Annotated in this window: 17 protein-coding genes; 8 read left to right on the top strand and 9 right to left on the bottom strand. The window is 63.6% G+C overall.

Features of this window, described 5'->3' with window-relative positions:
* Positions 1-135: 135 nt before the first annotated feature.
* Positions 136-2,202 (bottom strand): carbon starvation CstA family protein, encoded by a 2,067-nt coding sequence (locus tag AT302_RS00775; protein WP_058376772.1) that lies wholly within the window; start codon positions 2,200-2,202, stop codon positions 136-138.
* Between the two features lie 276 nt (positions 2,203-2,478).
* Here AT302_RS00775 and AT302_RS00770 point away from each other — a divergent pair, with 276 nt between their 5' ends.
* Positions 2,479-3,861 (top strand): cache domain-containing protein, encoded by a 1,383-nt coding sequence (locus AT302_RS00770; protein ID WP_058376771.1) that lies wholly within the window; start codon positions 2,479-2,481, stop codon positions 3,859-3,861.
* Positions 3,858-4,490: a response regulator gene (locus tag AT302_RS00765; protein ID WP_058376770.1), complete on the top strand. Its 633-nt coding sequence runs from the start codon at positions 3,858-3,860 to the stop codon at positions 4,488-4,490. The genes AT302_RS00770 and AT302_RS00765 overlap by 4 nt, the downstream gene beginning before the upstream one ends.
* A gap of 24 nt (positions 4,491-4,514) precedes the next feature.
* On the opposite strand, the gene AT302_RS00760 is transcribed toward AT302_RS00765, so the two are convergent.
* From AT302_RS00760 to AT302_RS00750, 3 genes are all read right to left on the bottom strand, one after another.
* Positions 4,515-4,937 carry a type II toxin-antitoxin system VapC family toxin gene (locus tag AT302_RS00760; RefSeq protein WP_322788723.1) on the bottom strand — a complete coding sequence of 141 codons (423 nt, stop codon included), beginning with the start codon at positions 4,935-4,937 and terminating at the stop codon, positions 4,515-4,517.
* 14 nt (positions 4,938-4,951) lie between these two features.
* Positions 4,952-5,239, bottom strand: a complete 288-nt coding sequence (locus tag AT302_RS00755) for a DNA-binding protein (RefSeq protein ID WP_157125644.1) — start codon at positions 5,237-5,239, stop codon at positions 4,952-4,954.
* A 231-nt stretch (positions 5,240-5,470) separates the two neighbouring features.
* Positions 5,471-7,351, bottom strand: a complete 1,881-nt coding sequence (locus tag AT302_RS00750) for a phosphoenolpyruvate carboxykinase (GTP) (RefSeq protein ID WP_058376768.1) — start codon at positions 7,349-7,351, stop codon at positions 5,471-5,473.
* Positions 7,352-7,931: 580 nt separating this feature from the next.
* Here AT302_RS00750 and AT302_RS00745 point away from each other — a divergent pair.
* Positions 7,932-8,942 (top strand): D-2-hydroxyacid dehydrogenase family protein, encoded by a 1,011-nt coding sequence (locus AT302_RS00745; RefSeq protein WP_058376767.1) that lies wholly within the window; start codon positions 7,932-7,934, stop codon positions 8,940-8,942.
* A gap of 96 nt (positions 8,943-9,038) precedes the next feature.
* Here AT302_RS00745 and AT302_RS00740 read toward each other — a convergent pair whose 3' ends face one another.
* From AT302_RS00740 to AT302_RS00730, 3 genes are all read right to left on the bottom strand, one after another.
* On the bottom strand, positions 9,039-9,887 hold the full coding sequence (locus tag AT302_RS00740; RefSeq protein ID WP_058376766.1) for a patatin-like phospholipase family protein: 849 nt from the start codon (positions 9,885-9,887) through the stop codon (positions 9,039-9,041).
* Between the two features lie 42 nt (positions 9,888-9,929).
* On the bottom strand, positions 9,930-10,331 hold the full coding sequence (locus tag AT302_RS00735) for a PaaI family thioesterase (RefSeq protein WP_058376765.1): 402 nt from the start codon (positions 10,329-10,331) through the stop codon (positions 9,930-9,932).
* Between the two features lie 215 nt (positions 10,332-10,546).
* Positions 10,547-11,143 carry a hypothetical protein gene (locus AT302_RS00730; RefSeq protein ID WP_058376764.1) on the bottom strand — a complete coding sequence of 199 codons (597 nt, stop codon included), beginning with the start codon at positions 11,141-11,143 and terminating at the stop codon, positions 10,547-10,549.
* Positions 11,144-11,517: 374 nt separating this feature from the next.
* On the opposite strand from AT302_RS00730, the gene AT302_RS00725 reads away from it, so the two are divergent.
* Together AT302_RS00725 and AT302_RS00720 are read left to right on the top strand one after the other, a co-directional pair.
* Positions 11,518-11,925, top strand: coding sequence for a DoxX family protein (locus tag AT302_RS00725; RefSeq protein ID WP_058376763.1), 408 nt, complete (start codon positions 11,518-11,520; stop codon positions 11,923-11,925).
* 243 nt (positions 11,926-12,168) lie between these two features.
* Positions 12,169-12,732, top strand: a complete 564-nt coding sequence (locus tag AT302_RS00720) for a periplasmic heavy metal sensor (RefSeq protein ID WP_058376762.1) — start codon at positions 12,169-12,171, stop codon at positions 12,730-12,732.
* Between the two features lie 154 nt (positions 12,733-12,886).
* Here AT302_RS00720 and AT302_RS00715 read toward each other — a convergent pair whose 3' ends face one another.
* Together AT302_RS00715 and AT302_RS00710 are read right to left on the bottom strand one after the other, a co-directional pair.
* Positions 12,887-13,573: a Fe2+-dependent dioxygenase gene (locus tag AT302_RS00715; RefSeq protein WP_058376761.1), complete on the bottom strand. Its 687-nt coding sequence runs from the start codon at positions 13,571-13,573 to the stop codon at positions 12,887-12,889.
* Positions 13,574-13,738: 165 nt separating this feature from the next.
* Positions 13,739-16,000, bottom strand: coding sequence for a TonB-dependent receptor (locus tag AT302_RS00710; RefSeq protein WP_058376760.1), 2,262 nt, complete (start codon positions 15,998-16,000; stop codon positions 13,739-13,741).
* A 683-nt stretch (positions 16,001-16,683) separates the two neighbouring features.
* On the opposite strand from AT302_RS00710, the gene AT302_RS00705 reads away from it, so the two are divergent.
* The 3 genes from AT302_RS00705 to AT302_RS00690 all read left to right on the top strand — a co-directional run bounded on the left by AT302_RS00705 (position 16,684) and on the right by AT302_RS00690 (position 22,699).
* Positions 16,684-17,721, top strand: coding sequence for an aliphatic sulfonate ABC transporter substrate-binding protein (locus tag AT302_RS00705; RefSeq protein WP_058376759.1), 1,038 nt, complete (start codon positions 16,684-16,686; stop codon positions 17,719-17,721).
* A gap of 421 nt (positions 17,722-18,142) precedes the next feature.
* The gene (locus tag AT302_RS00700) at positions 18,143-20,524 is read left to right on the top strand and encodes a BTAD domain-containing putative transcriptional regulator (RefSeq protein ID WP_058376758.1); all 2,382 of its coding nucleotides are present in this window, start codon (positions 18,143-18,145) and stop codon (positions 20,522-20,524) included.
* A 1,587-nt stretch (positions 20,525-22,111) separates the two neighbouring features.
* Complete coding sequence (locus tag AT302_RS00690; protein WP_058376756.1) at positions 22,112-22,699, top strand: molybdopterin-dependent oxidoreductase; 588 nt, start codon at positions 22,112-22,114, stop codon at positions 22,697-22,699.
* Position 22,700: the final 1 nt, after the last annotated feature.

The following is a 22,700-nucleotide window of genomic DNA, read 5'->3' as shown; positions in this document are numbered from 1 at the left end:
ACTCCTGCTCATTTGGGTAATCCCGCCGGTAGTTCCGTCACTAATTCCGTCTCTAATTCCGTCACTAATTCCGTCAGCCATCTCAGCAGCGATCCCGAGGCGAACCCGTAGTCCGCCATCGGGATCTGCACTGCGTCAGACTCGCTGGCCGGACGGCATCGGTTCGAACGGCGTCTCGCTGGCTGTCGGCTTGTTGGCGCGACGGGCGAGCACGATGGTGCGCAAGCCGAACAGCACCACAGCCACCACCACGAACATGAACACACCGGCAAGCGTGGCGTCCACGTAATCGTTGAACACGATCTGCTGCATCTGCGCGACCGACTTGGCCGGGGCAAGCAGCTTGCCGTCGGCAAGTGCTGCCTGATACTTGGCCGCGTGCGCCAGGAAGCCGACCTTCGGATCCGGATCGAACATCTTCTGCCAGCCGGCGGTCAGCGTGCAGGCGAGCAACCAGACCGTAGGCAGAATCGTCACCCAGGCGAAGCGCTCACGCTTGAGCTTGAACAGCACGCAGGTGGCCAGCATCAGCGCAATCGCGGCCAGCATCTGGTTCGAGATACCGAACAGCGGCCACAGCGTATTGATGCCGCCCAGCGGATCGACCACGCCCTGATACAGGAAGTACCCCCACGCCGCCACGCACAGGGCCGTGGCGATCAGGTTAGCGGGCAGCGACTCGGTGCGCTTGAGCGCGGGCACGAAGGTGCCGAGCAAGTCTTGCAGCATGAAGCGGCCGGCGCGCGTGCCTGCATCGACAGCCGTCAGGATGAACAGCGCTTCGAACAGAATCGCGAAGTGATACCAGAAGGCCATCATCGCTTCGCCGCCCACCACCTGATGCAGGATGTGCGCCATGCCGACGGCCAGCGTCGGTGCGCCGCCTGCACGCGAGATGATGGTGTTCTCGCCCACGGCCTTGGCGGTCGCGGTGAGCACGTCCGGCGTGATCGAGAAGCCCCAGCCCGAGACGACTTGCGCCACGGCTTCCGGCGTCGTGCCGATCACAGCGGCCGGGCTGTTCATCGCGAAGTACACGCCCGGGTCGATCACCGACGCGGCGACCAGCGCCATGATGGCGACGAACGATTCCATCAGCATGCCGCCGTAGCCGATCAGGCGCGCATTGACTTCGTTATCGAGCAGCTTCGGCGTGGTGCCCGAAGAGATCAGTGCATGGAAACCCGAGACGGCGCCGCACGCAATCGTGATGAAGAGAAACGGGAACAGCTTGCCCGACCAGACCGGGCCGCTGCCGTCGACGAACTTCGTGAGCGCCGGCATTTTCAGCTCGGGCGCGACCACCAGAATGCCGATGGCGAGCGCGAGAATCGTGCCGATCTTCAGGAACGTCGAGAGGTAATCGCGTGGGGCAAGCAGCAGCCACACCGGCAACACCGAGGCGACGAAACCGTAGCCGATGAGCATCCACGTGAGTTGCTTGCCGTCGAACGTGAACAGCGGCGCGAGCGTAGCGCTGTCATGCACGCTCTGGCCGAAGTAGATCGCGGCCATCAGCCCGATGAAGCCGATGATCGACACTTCGCCGATACGGCCCGGGCGAATGAAGCGCGTGTAGACGCCCATGAATAGTGCGATCGGAATCGTGAGACCGACCGTGAACGTGCCCCAGGGCGAACCGGCGAGCGCCTTGACCACGATCAGCGCGAGCACCGCAAGAATGATGATCATGATGAGGAACGCGCCGAAGAGCGCGATCACGCCCGGGATCATGCCGAGTTCCGACTTCACGAGATCGCCGAGCGAGCGGCCGTCGCGACGCGTGGAGATGAACAGGACCATGAAGTCCTGCACGGCGCCTGCAAAAACCACGCCGGCGAGAATCCACAACATGCCCGGCAGATACCCCATCTGCGCGGCGAGCACGGGACCGACCAGCGGACCCGCACCGGCAATCGCGGCAAAGTGGTGACCGAACAGCACGTACTTGTTGGTCGGCACGTAGTCGAGGCCGTCGTTATGGCGCCATGCCGGCGTCATGCGCGAGCCGTCGAGTTGCGCGACGCGTGTGGCGATGAACTTGCTGTAGAAGCGGTAAGCGATCAGATAAACGCAGATGGCTGCGATCACGATCCAGAGTGCGCTGATGGTTTCGCCGCGCGATAGGGCGACCGTGCCGAGCGCGCACGCGCCGACGACGGCCACCGCTGCCCAGGGCAGTTGTTGCCAGATTCGATTCATTGTCTCTCCTCGGAACTGCCTCCTTAGGGCAGCGACCCGGGACTGTGCCGTGTCGGCGCGGTCCCGCCTTTGTTTTTTGACATCGTGTCGATGTCGCGAAGCGTGGCGCAAGGCATGGCCCTCTTGAAGCGAGGGTCTGATAGCAACCAGGGCACGATTCGCCGTGTAGTATTGGCGTTTGCCTGACGTGCCACAAGCGCGAAACTACGCAGGCACACTACGTGATAATACGTAGCGAATGCCGCTAAAAAGCGGCCTTGCAGGCTCCTGAACGTCATGAATCTCCGACAGAAATTTTTCGTGCTGGCACTGCTGCCGGCTGCCCTCGCGATGGTCGCCATCGCCCTCGCCGTGCGCTATCAGGGCAATGAATTGGCACGTGCGCAGCACGAGGCAGTGCAGACCGCATCGCTCGCCAACAAGCGCGCCGAGCTGCTGCATTACGTCGGGCTGGCGCGCAACGCCATCGAGCCGTTCTACAACGGCCCGGACACGCCGGCGGCGCGCGCGGAGGCACTCGCCACGCTTGCCCGCATGGAGTTCGGCAAAGACGGTTACTTCTTCGTCTACGATCTCGAGGGCAACAGCCTGATGCACCCGCGTCAGCCCGAGCTGGTCGGTCACAACCTGTGGTCGCTCAAGGACCCGGAAGGTGCGCCGACGATTCAACGGTTGATCGCAGCGGCACGCGCTGGCGGAGGTTATGTGCAGTACCCGTGGGAGAAGCCGTCGCTGGGGCAGACGGCGCCCAAGCTGAGCTACGTGATCGCGCTGCCGCGCTGGCGCTGGATGATCGGCACCGGCATTTATCTCGACGATGTGGAGGCCACGCTGCGTCAGTCCGACGAACGCGCCCAAAGCAACATCGACCGCACGCTGATCTGGATCACGATGATTGCGTCGACGTGTCTGGCGATCGTCGGGCTCTGCGGTCTGGTCGTGAACATTACCGAGTTGAAGACGGCCGACGCCAAGTTGCGCCAACTGGCACGGCAGGTCGTGGAATCGCAGGAAGTCGAGCGCTCGCGTATTTCACGGGAGTTGCACGACGGCATCAGCCAGTTGCTCGTCTCGGTCAAGCTGCTGCTCGAATCGGCATCGATGCGTCTGCCGGGTTCTCCTGCCGCGGCAAGCACGACGCTTGGTGTGGCGATTGAGCGACTGAACGGCACGCTCGGCGAAGTGCGGCGCATTTCACAGGCGCTGCGTCCCGCGATGCTCGACGATCTCGGCGTGGCCGCCGCTATCGACCAACTTGCACGCGAGTTCGGCTCGCATGCGGGCCTGCCGGTCGAGATGCATGTCGAGGGCGAGGCCCCGGCGCTGGACGACAACATCAAGACCATGCTCTTCCGCATCGCACAGGAAGCGCTCACCAATATCGAACGGCATGCGAACGCGTCGCGCGTGTCGATATTGCTGGTGTTCAAAGCGGAAGGTATTCACCTGTCGATTGCCGACGACGGCCGCGGTTTCGACGTCACCGACGTGCACCACGACCCGCGTCACGGCATCGGCTTGCGCAATATGCGCGAGCGGCTCGATGCCGTCGGCGGTGCGCTCGGCATTCAATCGTGGCCCGGCCTCACCACCATCAGTGCGTGGGTACCGCTCACGCCCGCTGCCGCCAAAGCGGCGCTCAACGCTTCACGCCAATGACTCAAGTTCACCCTATCCGTTTGCTGCTGATCGACGATCATCCCCTCGTGCGTGACGGCTTGCGCGCGCGCTTCGATGCAGCGCCCAATCTGCAAGTTGTCGGTGAAGCCGGCAATGCAGCGGAAGCGCTGGCGCGGGCCAAGACGGCGTCGCCCGATCTGGCGCTGATGGACATCAGCATGCGCGGCACCAACGGCATTGAATTAACGGCGCAGTTTCGCGAACAGTTTCCGCACATCGCCGTGTTGATTCTGTCGATGCACGACAACGCCGAGTATGTTCGTCAGGCGGTGCGTGCTGGTGCGCGTGGTTATGTGCTCAAGGACGCACCGGCGCATGAAATCGTGACCGCTATCGAGCGTGTGGCGAAAGGCGAGGCGTATTACAGCGCAGCGATCGCAGCACGCGTCGTGCAGGCATCGACCTCGCATGGGCCCATCGACTCGCTCACGCCACGCGAGCGCGAAATTCTGACGCTCATCGCACGCGGACTGGCTAACAAACAGATCGCTACGGAAATGGACCTGTCAGTGCGCACCGTCGAAACCCATCGACTCAACATCAAACGCAAGCTCGGTATCGAAGGGCAAGCGGAGTTGATCAAGTTCGCGGTGGAGAATCGGCTGTAAGGACGAGAGCCGTCGTCGTACTCTTCAGTGCAGAAATGGGTTGTGTACCTCCACACCGGTATCCGTGAAATCCTTGACGTTGCGTGTGACGACAACCAACCGATGAACCAACGCCGTCGCAGCGATCAGCTTGTCGATGGCGTGCTCCTGTCGAGGCACGCGCAAACGCGCCCATTCGTAGCAGATGGTCTGATCGATCGAGAGGATCCGTTCGGCGTGGTCGCACTTTACGGATTCGATCCAATTCTCCAGTAGTACCGCTTGAGCAGTATCGTTTCGATGGCGAAGCACACGGGCGCCTCTGTGCAATTCGCCCAATGTGATCACCGACAGGAACCTCGGAATCTTGTGGCGAATTGCGTGACGAATAAAACGCTGGACGCCAGCGTCCCCTTGGCTGGCTTTCCGGCATTCGCTGATAACGTTGGTATCCAGCAGATACATCATTCCTCTCCGCTACTTCAATTCACGCGCTCGAAATCGCTGTCGAGCCCGACGTTCGGAAAATTCAGAATAGCGTCCTCTAGCGACCGGAATCCCGGTCGGCGCGCGACGTTATCCAGAATCGACCACACTTCTTCCTTGGGTGTTCTGCCATGCAAGGCGGCACGCGACCTGATCGACCGCATGAGCGGCTCATCGATGCCATCGATCACCATCGTGTGCATGGGCATTTTTCCCTTCATGGAAGACTTTCTGACAGACGTTTTCTTTGACATGCGCATTTCCTTTTCTTCGTAAAAGATCATCGTGATCCGTTGCAGACCACGGAGGAAATGCTATCACCGCAAACACGCCAGAAGTCGCTGAAAACCGCGTCTGGCAAGCCTTTCGGACAGTTCACAAAGCAATAAAAAATCCCGCCGAAGTTTCCCTCGACGGGATAGTTTGTCAGCACAGCGGCGTGTGCGGTGAGACGCGTCAATCGTCAGGCAACCATCTCCCTCGTTCGACAGCCTCTGCCACTAACGCCTGATGACTCACGCCTTCAACCGGCGCTCGATATCTGCCTTCGTATCGAGCAGCGCTTGCGGCAGGTTGTGCTTGAGCGTCTCGAACAGCTCAGCATGCAGCTTCAACTCTTCGTGCCACGCGGCCGGATCCATCGACGTCACGTCGTTGAACTGCGCCGGCGTGAACGACACACCGTCCCAGTTCAGATCTTCGTAGCGCGGCGTGATGCCGAACGCGTTTTCCACGCCCTGCGCCGTCCCATCGATACGACCCAGCATCCATGCCAGCACGCGCATGTTCTCGCCGAAACCCGGCCACACGAACTTGCCATCGGCACCCTTGCGGAACCAGTTCACGCAGTAGATCTTCGGCAGCGTGGCGCCCGTCTTGTCGAGATGCGCGCCCGTGTCGAGCCAGTGCTGGAAGTAGTCGCTCATGTTGTAGCCGCAGAACGGCAGCATCGCGAACGGATCGCGGCGCACCACCCCCTGCTGACCGGCCGCCGCAGCGGTGGTCTCCGAGCCCATGGTCGCCGCCATGTACACGCCTTCCGTCCAGTCGCGCGCTTCGGTCACGAGCGGCACGGTGGTCGAGCGGCGGCCGCCGAAGATGAACGCGTCGATGGCCACGCCTGCCGGGTTTTCCCAGTCGGCGTCGATCGACGGACATTGCGATGCGGGTGCCGTGAAACGCGAATTCGGATGCGCCGCCTTGCGGCCCGATTCCTTCGCGCTCTCCGGCGTCCAATCCTTGCCCTGCCAGTCGATCAGATGCGCCGGCGGCGTATCCGTCAGGCCTTCCCACCACACATCGCCGTCATCGGTCAGCGCAACGTTGGTGAAGATCACGTTCTCGCCAAGCGTTGCGAGCGCGTTCGGGTTGGTCTTCTGGCTCGTGCCCGGTGCCACGCCGAAGAAACCGGCTTCGGGGTTGATCGCGTACAGGCGACCGTCCTTGCCGGGCTTGATCCACGCGATATCGTCGCCGATGGTCTCGACCTTCCAGCCCTCAAAACCCTTCGGCGGAATCAGCATCGCGAAGTTGGTCTTGCCGCAGGCCGACGGGAACGCGGCAGCGACGTGGTACTTCTTGCCCTGCGGCGAAGTCACGCCGAGGATCAGCATGTGTTCGGCCAGCCAGCCCTCATCGCGGCCCATCTTCGACGCGATGCGCAGCGCAAAGCACTTCTTGCCCAGCAGCGCGTTGCCGCCGTAGCCCGAGCCGTAGCTCCAGATCTCGCGCGTTTCGGGGAAGTGAACGATGTACTTGGTGTTGTTGCACGGCCAGGCGACATCCTTCTCGCCATCGGCCAGCGGCTTGCCCACGGTATGCACGCACGGCACGAACTCGCCGTCGTCGCCCAGCACGTCGTACACGGCGCGGCCCATGCGCGTCATGATGCGCATGTTCACGGCCACATACGGGGTATCCGACAGTTCAACGCCGATGTGCGCAATGGGCGAACCCAGCGGGCCCATCGAGAACGGCACGACGTACATCGTGCGCCCGCGCATGCAGCCTTCGAACAGGCCATCGAGCGTGGTGCGCATTTCGCGCGGATCGATCCAGTGGTTGGTGGGGCCGGCGTCTTCGCGCTTCTCGCTACAGATGAACGTGCGATCTTCCACACGGGCAACGTCCGACGGATCGGACAGCGCGAGGAACGAGTTGGGGCGCTTGGCCGGGTTGAGCCGCTTCATCGTACCGGCGGCGACCATCTGCTCACACAGACGGTCATATTCCTCTTGCGAACCATCGCACCACACGACGCGCACGGGCTGGGTGATCGCAGCGATCTGCGTGACCCAGTCGATCAACTTGCGATGACGCACCCACGAGGGCAGATCACGTGTGACGACATTGGACGAGGAGGAATTGAGCGCGCTCGCGCTACTGGCTTGCGTCATGGGGGTTGTCTCCATGCAGAGTCGGTAAATCGGGGCGAACGCAGAGCGTTCGTCGCGCGGGCACCGCTGGGTGTCGGCACGCCGGGACAGCACGACCGGTTGGGGATACCGGACGCGCAACAAGGTCCCGGCGCTTGCCATGTGCACCGGAAAATCCGGCGCCCACCGGCACGGGCCGCGTGAAATATTGAGCATGCCGCACAACGTGCAGCACACGCGGGAAGGCAGGGGGCAACATGCGCACGGGTAGGTGCGCAGCAGGCGTCTCGCTCACCAGTTCCGACTTGCTTTTGCGGGGTGGGTTCGATTTTTTGCCATCGTGTTTGGGCGGTTTCGCCATGGTTGCCAGGACACCTGCCATACTATGCAAAACGAGGCGTCAGCATACCACCGCGCAAATCGCGCCGGTGCTGCGTCGCAACAAGGCTGGTGCGGGTTTTGCCCGGTTTTTGTCCGGGTTTTGCCGGATAGGCGCCAGCCGAGTCAACGACCAGTGCGCCCGCCGAACATGGCGGCCTCCGACAACTGTTACGTCAGCGCGCGGCCCACAAGCCGGGCGCGGAACCGATTACGCTTTGCCATGAAAATTGCCATTCTCGACGACTATCAGGATGCCGTTCGCAAGCTCGACTGCTTTTCCCTGCTCGCCGGACACGACGTCAAAGTCTTCAATAACACTGTCAAGGGCGTCGGCCAGCTCAGCGCCCGTATCGGCGAAGCCGAGGTGCTGGTACTGATTCGCGAACGCACGGCAATCACCGCCCAGCTCATCGACAAACTGCCGCGTCTGCGCGTCATCAGTCAGACCGGACGCGCCGGCAATCACATTGACATCGACGCCTGCACTGCGCGCGGTGTGGCCGTGCTCGAAGGTGTCGGCTCCCCCACAGCCCCCGCCGAACTCACCTGGGCGCTGATCATGGCGGCCCAGCGCCGCATTCCCCAATATGTCTCCAGCCTCAAGCACGGCGCCTGGCAACAGTCGGGCCTGAAGTCGTCGAGCATGCCGCCGAACTTCGGTCTCGGTCAGGTGCTGCGTGGTCAGACGCTCGGGCTCTGGGGCTACGGCAAGATCGGCAAGCTCGTCGCGGGCTACGCGAAAGCCTTCGGCATGGAAGTGATGGTTTGGGGTCGCGAAGGCTCGCGCGCAGCGGCGGCGGCCGATGGTCTGCGCGTGGCAGACAGCAAGGAAGAACTCTTCACGCAAAGCGATGTGCTTTCGGTGCATCTGCGCCTGAACGACGAGACGCGTCACATCGTCAAACTCGAAGACCTTCAGCAGATGAAGCCGACGGCGCTCTTCGTGAACACGAGCCGCGCCGAACTGGTGGAAGAGAACGGCCTTATCACGGCGCTCAATCGCGGACGCCCCGGCATGGCGGCCATCGACGTCTTCGAGAGCGAGCCGATTCTGCAAGGCAACCCGCTGCTGCGCCTCGAGAACTGCGTCTGCACGCCGCACATCGGCTACGTCGAGCACGAAAGCTACGAGCTGTACTTCCGGGTGGCGTTCCAGAACATCGTCGACTTCCTGAACGGCGACCGCGCGCATGTGGCGAACCCGGCCGCGTTGCTGGGCTTCGGGCGCTAAGCGAACGGTAATCGGGAGGCGGGTTCGGCGGAGGCAGCAAATCTGACGACCCCGGCAACGCCTTCTTGCGGCGCGGGATGTTGCCCCGCTCACCCGTTACCCCAGCGTCTCCAGATGGCGCAGGAACGTCTCGCCATCCTTTCTGCCAAGGTCATACGCCGGCCCCATCATGTCGGGCCGCGTGTAATCCCAACTCGAAATCGGCACCGGCACGGACGGCTGCACATACAGCCGGTCCTGCCCCGCGTGATGCTGCGTGAAAATCTGCGGACGCGGATAACGCCGCGTCACCAGCACTAACACCTGCCCCGGCGTTGCATCCAAAGCATCGACGGGCACGTTATCTACCATGCCGCCATCGAGCACCGCCCGGCCGCCTCGCCGCAAGATCGGCGTGAACGGCGGCGTGCACGACGACTGCAACATCAGATCGGCCAGATCCGACGTCGTCGCACAATCCTGCGCCCGGACAAACTCGGGTCGAAACCCCAGTTGCCGCGCAAGTGTCGGGTGCAGCGTGCGCCGCACGTGTTTATCGATGTTGTACGCCACGAGACCCGCTGCCGTCGCCGATCTCGGCCCGAGCCAACGCGGGATGTGCGAAACCCCCACGCGAATCTCCGGCCCGGAGGCCAGCTTCTCCAACTGACCGTCGTAAATGTCGAGCAATGCCTGACGGTAGATCCGGTAATGCGGAAACACGCGCTCACGCCGCAGCAGGTTGCCCCAATAGGCGTTCTTGCGATTGCCGGCGAGCGCTTGCCGGTAGTAATCCATCACCCAATCCGACGCGCGCATGTGCAGCATGCAGGCCGTGGCAGCCCCGGCCGAAATACCGGCAATGACGCGCGGTTGCAACGGCACCTCGCGCGTCACCCGCTCCCAGAACCCCGCCTGCCACCAGCAGCGATTGCCGCCGCCGGCAAATACGATCTGATCGAACACCGTAGCCTCCCCGCCGTGCCGTTACGTCTGCCGATATCGCGCTCAGAGCAACGCATACGTCGTCGTCGCGTGCACCGCCATCTTGCCGGACGCGTCGAAAATCTCGATCTCGCCGAACACCAGATTCTTGCCCCGGCGCAGAATGCGCGCAATCACGCGCAGATCGCCTTGCGTCACGGGGCGCATGAATTGCGTGTTCAACGTGACCGTTGTCATCGGTTGAAAGCCGCCAAGCGCCGCCGACAACGCCACGACCATCGCCGTATCGGCCACCGCCATGAACACCTGACCGCAGATGACGCCGCCGCCATGTTTGAACGCCGCGTCAAATGGCAGACGCAACTCGCTTTGTTCGGCCCCCGTCGCCACGACCTGCAAATTCAGTTGCCGCACCCAAGGCGAGACGAGTTCTTCGAGCATCTTCTGCGCTTGCACCAGCTCCATCCTGATCATCCTTGTCGTGAATCGTTGTTGAGTTCGTGACGACGATGATAGCCCCAACCGGATAGACGCCGTGCCCCAGAACAAAAGCGCCACCCGGTGAGGGGTGGCGCAAGCGCCTTTTGATGGCGCTTCTTTCAATACCGCGTCAGTACCGCGCGTGCGTGTGGTTTTGGCGGACCCGTGAAGCCAAGGCCGCTTGACCGGGGCGCAGCCCCTTATCCGTTCGATCCGTTCGTCTTGTCCTGACGGATGCGGTTGCTCTGGTGGTTTTCCTTGTGTTGAATGCCAGCTTGCTCGCCCGTGCTCACGTGGCCGTTCTTGCCCGCGTGCGCTTCAGCGGTATCGACATGCGCCTGACCGTGCTCGAGACTGCCGACCTGATGGTTGTTGAGCGTGCCTGCGGCCTGCCCCTGAGCGATGCGCTTCTGCTGATTCACGTTGCGTTGCACGTCGGCCTGCATCCGCTCAGACGACTTGGAATTCGGGTTGGCCACAACGCCGTTGCTCTTGGCCTGCGCGATCTTGGCACTTTCATGATTCTGCGCCGCAGCGATGCGGGCCTTCTGTGCGGCCGTGTCACCGGTGTGATCGGCGTGCGCTTGCATGCGATCGATCTTGGCCTCGCCCTTCTCCAGACTCGACGCTTCCTTGGTGCTCAACTGGCCGCTCTTCAGACCGTTCTCGATGCGTTGCTGCTGGTTGATGTCGCGCGAGGTTTCGGTCGCGGTGCTCTGAGCGAAGGCTTGCCCGGCGAACACACCACCGAGGGCAACGGTCACGGCGCTCAGGATAAGAGTTTTACGAACGTTCATGATGGATTCCTTATTTGCTTGCGCGGTGGGCCGCTGGCGCACCGCGTCGGCCTGATGCCGGTCGGGGCCCGGTACCGTCGGCGGGATTGCCGATCGTTTGCCGTGTCCTTAAGGCGAATAACGTGGCCCGGCGCCCGCCCGCCGACAGCCGCCGTGTAACGGCGTCGCCGCAAAAGTAACAGGCTGTAATCCCCAGGCCGGCGGTAATTCTTGCCAAGTGCCTGAAAAGGTTGGGAGTCCCGCAGACAGCGCGGTAACGATTTGATACAGTGGTGCCGATTTGCACGGCGCGCCGCCCTGCTGAGCGCGTCGACCGAACCCCGAACCCATCAGCCCCCGTTGCGCACATCCGCAAGAAAGGAAGGAGCCTTACTATGCAGAGCACCAAAGACGATCTTGGCAAACTGATCCTGCGTCTTACCCTCGGTATCCTGCTGCTGTTTCACGGCGTGAGCAAAGTGATCAACGGCGTCGGATTCATCGAAGGCATGATCACGTCGCATGGCTTGCCGAGTTTTCTCGCTTACGGTGCCTATCTGGGCGAAGTTCTCGCACCGGTACTGTTGATTCTCGGCGTGCTGACCCGTCTGGGCGGCGTGCTTGTGGTGGGCAACATGCTCGTCGCTTTCTCACTGGTGCACCTGAGCCAACTCGGCGAACTGTCGAAGACCGGCGGCTGGGCACTCGAACTGCAAGGCTTCTATCTGTTCATGGGCCTGTGCGTGATTCTCTTCGGCGCGGGTCGCTACAGCGTGTCGGGTGGCCGCGGCGCGTGGGATTGAGCAAACCCTGAACAAGTCTGAACGTGGGGAACTGAAAGCGTCACTCGCTGTCACGTGAACTTCACAACGGCCCGCCTCTGTCGAACACCAACGACATAGGCGGGCCGAGTCGTTTCGGAATATTGCGAAAGCGGGCGCTGGTAACGTCGAGTAATACGGCCGTTGCACTTTGCAACCTGTTCAGCGGGGCGATGACTTACTCTGAAAATGCCAATTCCGGCAGTATCAACAGGAGTCAACACCATGCGCAAACTGAAGATCGCCGCCGCGTCGGCTGTCCTCGTCGCCACTTCGATGTTTGGCATTGCCCATGCCGCCGACGCCACCGCGCCGGCCACGGGTCCGCAAGCCGCAATGCACCACATGCGCGGCGGTCACGGTCCGTGGGGGCTGGGCGACATCAAGAAGTTGCATGACCAACTGAAGCTCAACCCGCAACAGGAACAAGCCTGGCAGCAAGCGGTGGCCACGTCGAAGCAGAACCATGACGCGATGCGCCAGAACGGCCAGCAATTGCGTCAGTCGATGATGCAGGCGAAGGATCAGAAGATTCTCGATCTGGCTGGCATGCGCGCCGCCCGCGAGAAGGAATTCGATCAGAACCGTCAGCTTCGCAGCCAGACCGAGGATGCCTGGTTGAATGTTTACAACGGTCTGGATGACGCTCAGAAGACCCTCGTGAGCAGCGCCATCAAGGCACGCTGGGCCAAGATGAAAGACTGGCACGACAAGGCCATGCAACATCGCCAGCAGATGCACAAGGGTGCCCAGGGCGCCCCGGCAGCGACGCCGCCGGCTGCTCAGTAACTCCAGTAACAATAAGCGCGAGGCCAGCGCAGCCGGACGCGACAGTCCGGCGCTTCGTGACACGCCCGGTCCATTGGGACCGGGCGTTTTTTATGGATCGGCGAACTGGCGAACTGGCGCACTGGCGCACTGGCGAACCCGTGCGCCGCGCGGCTCAGGTCTCGCTCCAGATCCGCAGCAGGTTGTGATAACAACCGATCAGCGTGCGGCGTGCGGTCTCGTCCGCGTCGGATGAATTGAGCCGCTGGATCGCGTTGTCCATATCGAAGAGCAGTGTGCGCTGCGTGTCGTCCTTCACCAGGCTTTGCACCCAGAAGAAGCAGCCCACGCGCGAGCCGCGTGTGATCGCGTTCACGCGATGCAGACTCGTCGCCGGGTACAGCACCATATCGCCCGCCGGCAGCTTCACCTGATGCGCGCCGTACTGGTCTTCGATCACCAGTTCGCCGCCGTCGTATTCATCAGGGTTCGCGAGAAACAGCGTGGCCGAGACGTCCGTGCGAATACGCATGCCGCTGCCCGGTTGCAGACGAATCGCCCCGTCGACGTGATTGCCGAAGTGCATGCCTTCGCCGTAGCGGTTGAACATCGGCGCATAGACCTTGTTCGGCAACGCGGCACTGATGAAAAGCGGATGGCGTTCGAGCGCGCCGAGAATCACGTCACCCAACTCCCGCGCGATGGCCGAGCGTTCGTCGATCTGCTGATTCTGTTTGACGGGCGCGCCCTGATAGCCGGCCGTGGCCAGCCCGTCCACCCAGGCATCTCCGGCGTTATCCAGTTTGGCGCGCACCCAGCGCACCTGATCGGGGCTGAGAACATTTGGCACATGCAGCAACATCGGCGGGCATCCCTCGTGAAATAGCAAGGCGCGAGCGCGGCGACAACGCCGGCTCGCGCCTCGTATTGTCCGTCATTTTGACCGGCGCCGGCCAGCGCGGCGGCCGCCCGCTTGCGATGGATCAAGCCGTGAAGGCGACCGGACCCGCGGGCGACGCCATCACCATCAGAACCGGTACGTACCCGTGAGCATCGCCGTGCGCCCGACGCCCGGCACCGAACGCCCGCCATCCGACGGAATCAACGCGTCGAAGTAGTTCTTGTTGAACACGTTCAGCACGTTGAGGCGGATATCGTACTTCGGCTGGTGGTAGGCCACGGTCGCGTCCCAGCGCGTGTAGCCGCCCACACGAATCAGGTTCGTGTTCGCCGCATAGCGCATCGACATGTAATTCATGCCGCCACCCACTTCCCAGTGCCCCAGCGTGTACGTCGACCACAACGTGACCGAGTGACGCGGCGTGTTGGCAAGCACATTGCCCTGCGTGCCGTCGTTCGCTTGCAGCACCTGCGAGTTCAGGAACATGTAGCCGCCCATCACCTGCCAGTTCGTGGTGATGTGGCCCGTCACGCCGACCTCGGCGCCGCGAATGCGCACCTTGCCCGCGTCTGAGTACTCGCCGGTCGTGCCGGTCTGCGTGCGCGAGTTGTTCTGCGTCACCTGGAACAGCGCGGTGTTGATCGAGAGATTGTCGTCGAACAGGTTCCACTTGCTGCCCACTTCGAACGACTGGTTCGTCTCGGGCGGCAGTGCCTGCGTGTTGTTCGTGACGGTGAGCTGTTCGAGCGACGGGTTGAACGACGTGCCGTACGAGAAGTAATACGACTGCGATTCACTCGGCTGATAGATCAGGCCCGTACGCACGCTCGTGTAGTTGACGGTCTGCGTGGCGTAGCCGGGCGCATTGAGCGTGTTCGAGAGTTGCGCCTTGTAGCGATCCCAGCGCAAACCGCCGACGAGTTTCCACTGCTTGGTCAGCTCGATCGTGTCGTTCGCATAGAACGCCACCGACTCTGCGCTGCCCTGCGCAAGGTTGCCGGTGGTCTGCGTCACGTTCGGCAGGTTCGAGTAGTACGCCTGGCTATTCGCCGGAATCCAGCCCAAATAGCCCGACGCCTGCCCCGCACCCGTGCGCAGATACGTCTGGTTCTCGTACGTGTCGCGGCCGACTTCCGCGCCGGCGATCAGCGTGTGCTTGAACGGCCCCGTGTCGAACTTCTTCACGACATCGGTCTGGTTATAGAGCGACGTGTCGGTGATCTTGCGGTCGTGACTCTGCAACTGCACCCAGAGTTGATCGAGCGAATACGACGGAATGCCCGCCGTCTGCCCGGTCGGCAGCGTCGTGAAGCCCCCCGAACCGTTGGGCACGCCCACCGCGTGCGACGCGGTCTCGACGGCATCGATCACATAGCGGCTGTATTGCGTCTGGTTGGTAATCTTCAGGCTGTCGTCGACCTTGTGCTCGATCTTGGCCGAGAAGCTCATCACGTCCTGCACCGTGCGATCGGTCGTCAGGCCGTAGAACTGATTCTTCGAGATCGGCAGCGGGTGACCGTTATACCCCACGGTGCCGTAGTCGGGCATGTCGTGGTTATGCTCGATGAGCGCCGACAGGGTGATCTGCGTCGGCGTGCCGATGCCGAGCTTGAGCGTGGGCGCAATGCCAAAGTCCTGATTGCTCATCACGTCGCGCGTCGTGTGAATGTCTTGCGCGAAGCCGTTGATACGGAACGCCGCCGTATCGGAGAGCGGATGGTTGACGTCGAACGACGTGCGATAGCGGTCGTTGGTGCCGATGGTGCCCGACACTTCGTTGAGCGGCTTGAGGTTGGCCTGCTTGCTCACCTGATTGATGACGCCACCGGTCGAACCCCGGCCGAACAGCATCGACGACGGGCCTTCCAGCACTTCGATGGAGTCGAGATAGAACGTGTCGCGATAGTACTGGCCGCGGTCGCGGAAACCGTCGAGATAAATGTCGGTGCGCGCCGTGAAACCGCGCAGGTTGATGTTGTTGCCGATCTGTCCGCCTTCTGCGCCGCCGATGGTGATGGCCGGCGAATTGCGCAACGCGTCGGCGAACGAAGTCGCGCCCTGCGCCTGCATCACGGCCTTGTCGATGACCGTCACCGATTGCGGAATGTCGCGAATGGCGGTCGGCACCTTGCCGCCGACGGTCGACATATCGCGTTGGTATTCATCACGAATCGACGTGCCGGATACCTCGGTCTGCGGCAGCGCTGCGGCAGGCGCATTGGCGGCGGGTGCAGCAGGTGCAGCGGCAGCATCCCCGGCGGTAGCAGGCGCGCTTGAAGACGCACTGGAACCGGTACTTTGGGCCATCGCCGGCGTAGCGAAGGTGGTGGCGAGTGGCGTTGCGAAGAGGGCCATCATCGCGAGGGCCAGCGGCTTGCGTTGCATCATGATCGGTGTCGGTGTGCGTCGTCGTTGATTGCGCGCCAGTCCATGAGCCCGTGCATTCCTCTGTGCTCGTGGCCAGCGTCGAAATTTGCGCCGGAGAACGACCGCCGCACCCGATCTACGCGATCCCTGAAGTGCCGCCCGTCCCTCCCCGACTTGCGGCGCGAATATAAATAGGAATGATTTTCATTTCAAGCATCCGAAAGGATGGTAACTCTATGAAATTAAGGGATTTTTTGTAATACGTCGTAATACGTTTGCACCAATATCGTGCGCACCTCAGGTAAGACGCTGAAAGCATGGCAAATGCTTTCTCGACACCCTGTCGGTAATACCGCGTGTCCGAAGCACGATGCAGGGGTTTTCCCTAGGGCCATAGATGCAACGGCTGCTGAATTCTTAAGCAAACCTGACAGTTTCGGGAGGGTTCGAGAGTGGGCGTTTGGTTTCACCTGTCAATATCGCCGCCGTTGGCGCGAAATGACGGGGCGTTGATGGCGAGAAAGTCTCGCCGCCCCATCAGGCAAATATCGATATGCGCCTCACGTCGCTAAGCAAAGTCGAATAACTTGTTGGCGCGCTGCCGGGGTGACGCGTTACAAGTCGGGCAAGCGCAGCGCGCCGCCCGTGTCACGGTCCGGACCCGCTGCATTTCCCGCAGACTGCTTCGTTCCGACCGATTTTCCATGCCCCATTCACCCGACCTTGCCCGCCGACGTCACTTTCTCCAACGAACCGGGAGCACGCTGCTGGCCGGTGGTGCACTCTCCGCAACGGGCACGCTGGGCGCCGTCGCCGGCGCACTGGGTTCGCTGACGCAAAGCGGCAACGCCCGTGCCGCAGACGCGCCGCTCACGCTGCGCATCGGCTATCAGAAGTCGTCCACCCTCATCGTGCTCGCGAAGACCCGAGGCACTCTCGCGAAGGCGCTGGCGCCGCACAACGTCACGCTTACGTGGCACGAATTCACCAGCGGCCTGCCGTTGCTTGAAGCGCTCAACGTCGGCAGCATCGACTTTTCGGCCGACGTGGCCGACACAGTGCCTGTCTTTGCGCAGGCCGCCGGGGCACGTATTGCCTACGTCGCACGTGAGACGCCCTCGCCCGACGCCGAAGCCATTCTGGTGCCGCAGAACTCGCCGATCCGCTCACTGGCCGATCTCAAGGGCAAGCGGGTGGCGGTGACGAAAGGCGCAGGCGTGCACTATCTGTTGATCGCCGCGCTCCAAAGTGTCGGACTCCGATTCACTGACGTGCAGCCCGCCTATCTCACACCGGCCGACGCGCGCGCCGCCTTCGCGAGCGGCAATGTCGACGCGTGGGTCACATGGGACCCGTTCTTCGCCAGCGTCGAGCAACAGGACAAGGTGCGCGTACTGAGCACCGCACGCGGACTGGCCGGCTACCAGCGCTACTACCTCGCCACCCCCGCATTTGCCCGCGATCACGACGCCGTGCTGCGTGCGGTCTATCAGACCCTGCGCGAAACCGGTCAGTGGGTACGCACCAACCCTCGCGAAGCCGCCGCGCAACTGGCGCCGGTGTGGGGGCTGGATCCCGCCATTGTCGAAGCCGCGAACCGCCGGCGCAGCTACGACGTGCAGCCAGTCGTGCGCGATGCGATTGCCGAGCAACAACGCATTGCCGACGTCTTCACGCAAGCCGGACTCCTGCCCAAGCGTATCGACGCGGCCGACGCCACCATCTGGCAAGCGCCCGCCTGATACTGACGCGTCTCGAAACGGCGACCCGCCCGACGTCGTCAGCGCGCCGAAGCCCTCACCGGGCGCCCCCGTTGCGCCAGGCGCACCGGGGGCCGCCAACTGTTGCAAAAACCCCGCGCGCGACGCATCGGTTCAGACAATAACTGACGGATTTTTCGGGTATTGCCGACGAGATTCATACACCTGTTTATACTTGGGCCTGCAATACGAGAACAAAGACGGCCGGAGCCCCCCCGGAACGGCCCTTGGCGTTGTGCCAGACTCGCCATTCGCCCAGCCCGCTCACGCCGGCCCCGGGGTACCCGGGAACGCCACGTGACGTGACTGTGCGAAGGCCAGGCACGACGACATCATGAAATTCGCGACGTCGGTACTCGCCCCCGGGCGAGCGCCGACGTTGCCTATTCGCCGTCCAGGGACAATGCAAGCCACCAGATCGCTCTACCTGCTCGGACCGATGCGGGTCGAACAAGGCAAACAGTCGTGCGCCGTGAAGTACACGAAGGCACGCGGCATGCTCGCCTATCTCGCCCTGCAACCGGGCTTCCACACCCGCGGCGCGCTGGCCGACCTGTTCTGGCCCGATGAAGACGGCCAGGGCGGGCGCGACAAGCTCAAGCGCATGCTCTTCCATCTGCGCGACACGCTCGGCGACGAACTCTTCGAGTCGGACCGACAAGTCGTGCGCCTGCGCCCCGAGACCGGCCTGTGGATCGACGCGCACGTTTTCGCGAGCATGATCACGCAGGCCAGCCGCACGCTCGACGGCGTGACCGGCCTCGATCTCGCCGCCCATCTGCAACAACTCGCCGATGCCGTCGCGCTCTACCAAGGTCCGTTCCTGCATGGCCTGTCCGTGCGCGACACCCCCGACCTCGAGCAATGGATCGAGTTGCAGCGCGACGAATACCAGCGCCGCCGGGTCTTCGGCGAACGCCTGCTGGCCGACGGTTACGCCCGCCTGGGCGACCTCGACCAGGCCCTTGCCCATGCGCGTCAGCTCGTCTCGCTCGCGCCCTTCGACGAATCCGGCTGGCAGTGCCTGCTCGCGCTGCTGTTGCGTGCGGGACGCCGCGATGAAGCGGAAAACGAATATCGCCGCCTGTGCGACATCCTGCGTGACGAACTCGGCGAGCTGCCGGGCGAGGCCCTCACCCAGTTGCTCGAAACGCCGCCTGCGCGCATGGAACAGCGCGCCACCGGCCCCGAACGGCGGCAGGTGACGGTCGTCGCCGTCGAACTCGCCCCCAACGGCATCGACGACCCCGACCAGCTGGTGGGCGTGATGCGCCCGCCGCTGGTGAAGTGCGAAACGATCCTGCGTCAGTCATGGGGCTACACGGTGCGCACGCCCACGGGCGGACTGCTTGGCTACTTCGGCTACCCGACGGCACTCGAAGGCGCCGGCCGCCATGCCGTAGAAGCCGCCATGCGCTGTGCGCAAGCCACCACCGCGCGCGTGAGCATCGGTGTGGGCGTTCACACCGGCCTCGTCATCAGCTCGGCGGCAGACGACAGCCCCGACACGGGCGGACGCGTCTCGCGCTCTGCCGTGCAACTAGCCGACATGGCGCAGCCCGGCGAAGTGCTGATGTGCGACGCGACACAGCGTCTGATCGGCGTAGCGCTGGCCAGCACCCCGCACGGCAGCGTGCGCGAGCGCCATGCCAATCGCGACATCCCCGTATTTCGCGTCAATCCTGACCCGACGCCCGAGCGCCGTTCGCGCCGTCGTGCCGCCATGCTCTTCGGACGCGACTCGGCGCTCGCCGAACTCGGTGCAGCCCACGCCAGCGGGCGCGACGCGAGCACCGGCCATGGTGTCGTCGCCCTTGTGATCGGCGAAGCCGGTATCGGCAAGTCGGCGCTCACTCGCCATTTCGTCGAAACCGGCGGCTTGCGCGTGATAGATCTTGCCTGCGCGCAAGACGGTGCCGGTACGCCGTTCCATCCCATCGTGCGCTGGCTGCGTGCGCAATCGGTCGCCGAAGCCTCGCAATTGCCGCAACCGGCGCTGCTCGCTTACCGGCGTTTGCGCCACCTGTTCGAGACGCCCGCCGACATCGCCGCACCGCACGCGTGGAAGCAGGCAGTTCTCGACGAAGCGCCACGACTGCTCGCCGCGCTGCTGCCGGATGGCGGCGTGCTGCTGCTCGACGACGCGCACTGGGCCGACCCATCGACGCAGGAACTGCTCGCGCTGATGGCCGAGAATCCGCCCGCCGGCCGTCTGCTGATGGTCTGCGCGCGTCCCGAATTCGAAGTGCCGTGGCGGCACACCGTCGCATTGCGGCGGATCGATCTTGCGCCGCTCGACGCGGGCGCGGCGGCGTCCATCGTGCGGGCGGCAACCCCCCGCGTCGCCCTGCCCGCCGCGTTGCGTGAGCGCATCGTGCATCTGGCCGAAGGCGTGCCGCTGTTCCTGCAAGAACTCGCCCGCGCGACCGCCGCCCAGCAAGGCGGGCGTAACGCCGGCGGCATGCCCATGCCAGCGAGCCTGCAAGAGTTGATGATGGCGCGCATCGATGCGGCTGGCAGTGCCAAGCCGGTGGCGCATTTCGCGTCATGTTTCGGTCAGGAATTCCACGCCGATCTGCTCGCGTCTGCTCGCGTCTGCGAGCGGGCGCACGATGCCCCTCGTCGAACGCGCGCTCGACACGCTCGTCGCCTGCGCACTCGTGCAGCGACAGGAAAGCGGGCGCTATGTGTTCCGTCATGCGTTGCTGCACAAAGCCGCCTACGACGCCCAACCGCAGGAACGCCGTCAGGACGCCCATCGCCGGATTGCGCTCGCCATGCGTGAGCACGACCCGGCCATCGTCCAGACCGAACCTGAAGTGCTCGCGTGGCACTTCCGTCAGGCCGACGAACCCGACGCCGCCATCGAGCATTACCGGCTGGCGGGAGGTTATGCCACCGGACGTCAGGCGTTTCGTGAGGCTTGCGCCCACTACCAGAGCGCACTCGACGTGTTGCGTCAGACGGGCCCCGGCACCCAAACCGCGCCGCACGAATTGCAACTGCGCATGGCGCTTGGCGTGCCGCTCGTCTCGCTGCACGGCTACGGTTCGGAACCCGCGCGGCACAACTTCGAGACGGCGCTCGCGCTTGCCCAGCCGATGGGCGACGACGTCGCGTTGTTCCCCGTCTACTGGGGACTGTGGCTCGGCTCCAGTTCGTGGAGCGACTTTGACCGCAGCGTCGATCTGGCGCGTAAGCTCATCCTGATCGCCGAACAGGCTGGTGACGCGCCGCTGCTCGCGCACGCTTACTACGCACTCGGCAACAGCCTGTGCTGTCAGGGCGACTTCGGCGGCGCAGTGACGGCGCTCGAAACCGGTATCGCGCATTACCGTCCGGAGACGGCAGACACGGGCCTCGGCGAAGACGCCAAGATCACCGGGCTGTCGTTCCTGTCGTGGGCCTACTGGTTCACGGGCCGGCACGACGCCTCGCTCGCCGCCAGCGAAGAAGCGCTCGCGATGGGCCGTCAGCAAGGCCGCCGCTACTCGTTCTCGTTTGCGCTGGTGTTCGCCGCCTTGCTGCGCCGCCTGCGGCGTGAAGTCGCGTCGGCCGAAGCGCTGGCCAGCGAAGCCACCGAAGTGTCGGAAGAAACCGGTGTGGCGCTTTGGGCGCTGGCGGGTCAGACGATTCGCGGCTGGGCACTCGCCTCGCGCGGCGACGCGGCCGGGCTGGAGCGCATCACCGATAGCGTCGGGCGTCTAAGCGAAATCATGGGCGGCGTGGAAGGCATCTTCTTCGGTCTGCTCGTGGAAGCCTGCGCGGGGACCGGCGACATTGCGCTGGGCCTGCATGCGGCAGAACGCGGTGCGCACGTGTCGGCACGTCGCAACGACGGGCACTGGCAGGCGGAATTCCTGCGGCAGAAGGGTGACTTCCTGCGCGCGGGACATCATCCGGAAGACGCCGTACGGCCGTGGCTCGAACATGCGTTGCAGATCGCGCGCGCACAGGCCTCGCCGATGCTCACGTTGCGTGCGGCCGTCAGTCTGCTGCGTGTGGGGGGTGGCAATTCACCGGGAGATGCCGAGTGTGCCGTGCTGCTGCGCGAAGCCCTCGATGGCCTGCAAGGCGGAGAAAGTCTGGCCGACGTGCAGGAAGCCCGTGCCATGCTCGCCGATGTGACGGCGAAGCTGCCCGATCGACACACGGCCCGCTGCGGTAGCTAATCGGTACGTCGATACGCAAGTGGGTCCGGCAGCCGGTGCCGTCTGACGGCATCGCACCGGCACGCCGGTGCCTATGACGCGCCTTCGCGAGCCCTTGCTGCGCGCCGAATAGCGGCTATCAGGCACCTCGTATGTCCGTGCCGGGGGCGGCGGCTATATTGATGCCACCGGTGCCCCCAAGCCCGTACACCGAATCCGACATGCCCATCGAACCCTTGCGTGCGTCGGCGTCCAACACGCCGGCTGCCGCCTCTGATACGTCTCGTCTGGCCACCCACGGTGCGTCGCTCACGCTGGTGAGTCCGCCATCGCCCATCACGTCGCTCGTCTCGCACGAAGTCGTGGTCTCTGGCTGTGTGAATCGACGGCACTCGTTCGACCTCGCCTCGCTGATGCGGCTGCCGACCCAACTCACGGGTGCGCTCGATGTCGTGTGTCTGTCCGGACGAAAAGTGCGCAGCGCGAGCGAATACAAGGGTGTGCGGCTCACGGCGCTGCTCGACGTGGCGCGCCTGCGCTTACCGCAAGCGCGCGACTTCACCCGTGCCTATGTGCTGGCAGAGGGTGCCGACGGCTATACGGTCATGTTTTCGTGGCACGAGTTGTACAACACGCCGGTTGGCGTAGGTGCACTCGTGGTGTATGAACGCGACGGCCGGCCGCTCGGGGAAGACGAAGGCGGCATCGGCCTGATTTCCACGTGTGATTTGCGCGTGGCATTACGGCAGGTGCGCGCCCTCACACGGCTCACCGTTCATCTGGCAGAGTCCGGCGCCGGCACGCGCTGAC

The organism is Pandoraea norimbergensis, from assembly GCF_001465545.3.
Taxonomy (GTDB): Bacteria; Pseudomonadota; Gammaproteobacteria; order Burkholderiales; family Burkholderiaceae; genus Pandoraea; species Pandoraea norimbergensis.
The sequence above is the reverse complement of the archived record's forward strand: the minus strand, read 5'-3'. Positions and strand labels throughout refer to the sequence as shown.

Bases quoted from the DNA above. Each gene is read 5' to 3' on its own strand.
- AT302_RS00775 (WP_058376772.1), bottom strand. From the start codon at position 2,202: ATGAATCGAATCTGGCAACAACTGCCCTGGGCAGCGGTGGCCGTCGTC.
- AT302_RS00770 (WP_058376771.1), top strand. From the start codon at position 2,479: ATGAATCTCCGACAGAAATTTTTCGTGCTGGCACTGCTGCCGGCTGCC.
- AT302_RS00765 (WP_058376770.1), top strand. From the start codon at position 3,858: ATGACTCAAGTTCACCCTATCCGTTTGCTGCTGATCGACGATCATCCC.
- AT302_RS00760 (WP_322788723.1), bottom strand. From the start codon at position 4,937: ATGATGTATCTGCTGGATACCAACGTTATCAGCGAATGCCGGAAAGCC.
- AT302_RS00755 (WP_157125644.1), bottom strand. From the start codon at position 5,239: ATGATCTTTTACGAAGAAAAGGAAATGCGCATGTCAAAGAAAACGTCT.
- AT302_RS00750 (WP_058376768.1), bottom strand. From the start codon at position 7,351: ATGACGCAAGCCAGTAGCGCGAGCGCGCTCAATTCCTCCTCGTCCAAT.
- AT302_RS00745 (WP_058376767.1), top strand. From the start codon at position 7,932: ATGAAAATTGCCATTCTCGACGACTATCAGGATGCCGTTCGCAAGCTC.
- AT302_RS00735 (WP_058376765.1), bottom strand. From the start codon at position 10,331: ATGGAGCTGGTGCAAGCGCAGAAGATGCTCGAAGAACTCGTCTCGCCT.
- AT302_RS00730 (WP_058376764.1), bottom strand. From the start codon at position 11,143: ATGAACGTTCGTAAAACTCTTATCCTGAGCGCCGTGACCGTTGCCCTC.
- AT302_RS00725 (WP_058376763.1), top strand. From the start codon at position 11,518: ATGCAGAGCACCAAAGACGATCTTGGCAAACTGATCCTGCGTCTTACC.
- AT302_RS00720 (WP_058376762.1), top strand. From the start codon at position 12,169: ATGCGCAAACTGAAGATCGCCGCCGCGTCGGCTGTCCTCGTCGCCACT.
- AT302_RS00715 (WP_058376761.1), bottom strand. From the start codon at position 13,573: ATGTTGCTGCATGTGCCAAATGTTCTCAGCCCCGATCAGGTGCGCTGG.
- AT302_RS00710 (WP_058376760.1), bottom strand. From the start codon at position 16,000: ATGATGCAACGCAAGCCGCTGGCCCTCGCGATGATGGCCCTCTTCGCA.
- AT302_RS00705 (WP_058376759.1), top strand. From the start codon at position 16,684: ATGCCCCATTCACCCGACCTTGCCCGCCGACGTCACTTTCTCCAACGA.
- AT302_RS00700 (WP_058376758.1), top strand. From the start codon at position 18,143: ATGCAAGCCACCAGATCGCTCTACCTGCTCGGACCGATGCGGGTCGAA.
- AT302_RS00690 (WP_058376756.1), top strand. From the start codon at position 22,112: ATGCCCATCGAACCCTTGCGTGCGTCGGCGTCCAACACGCCGGCTGCC.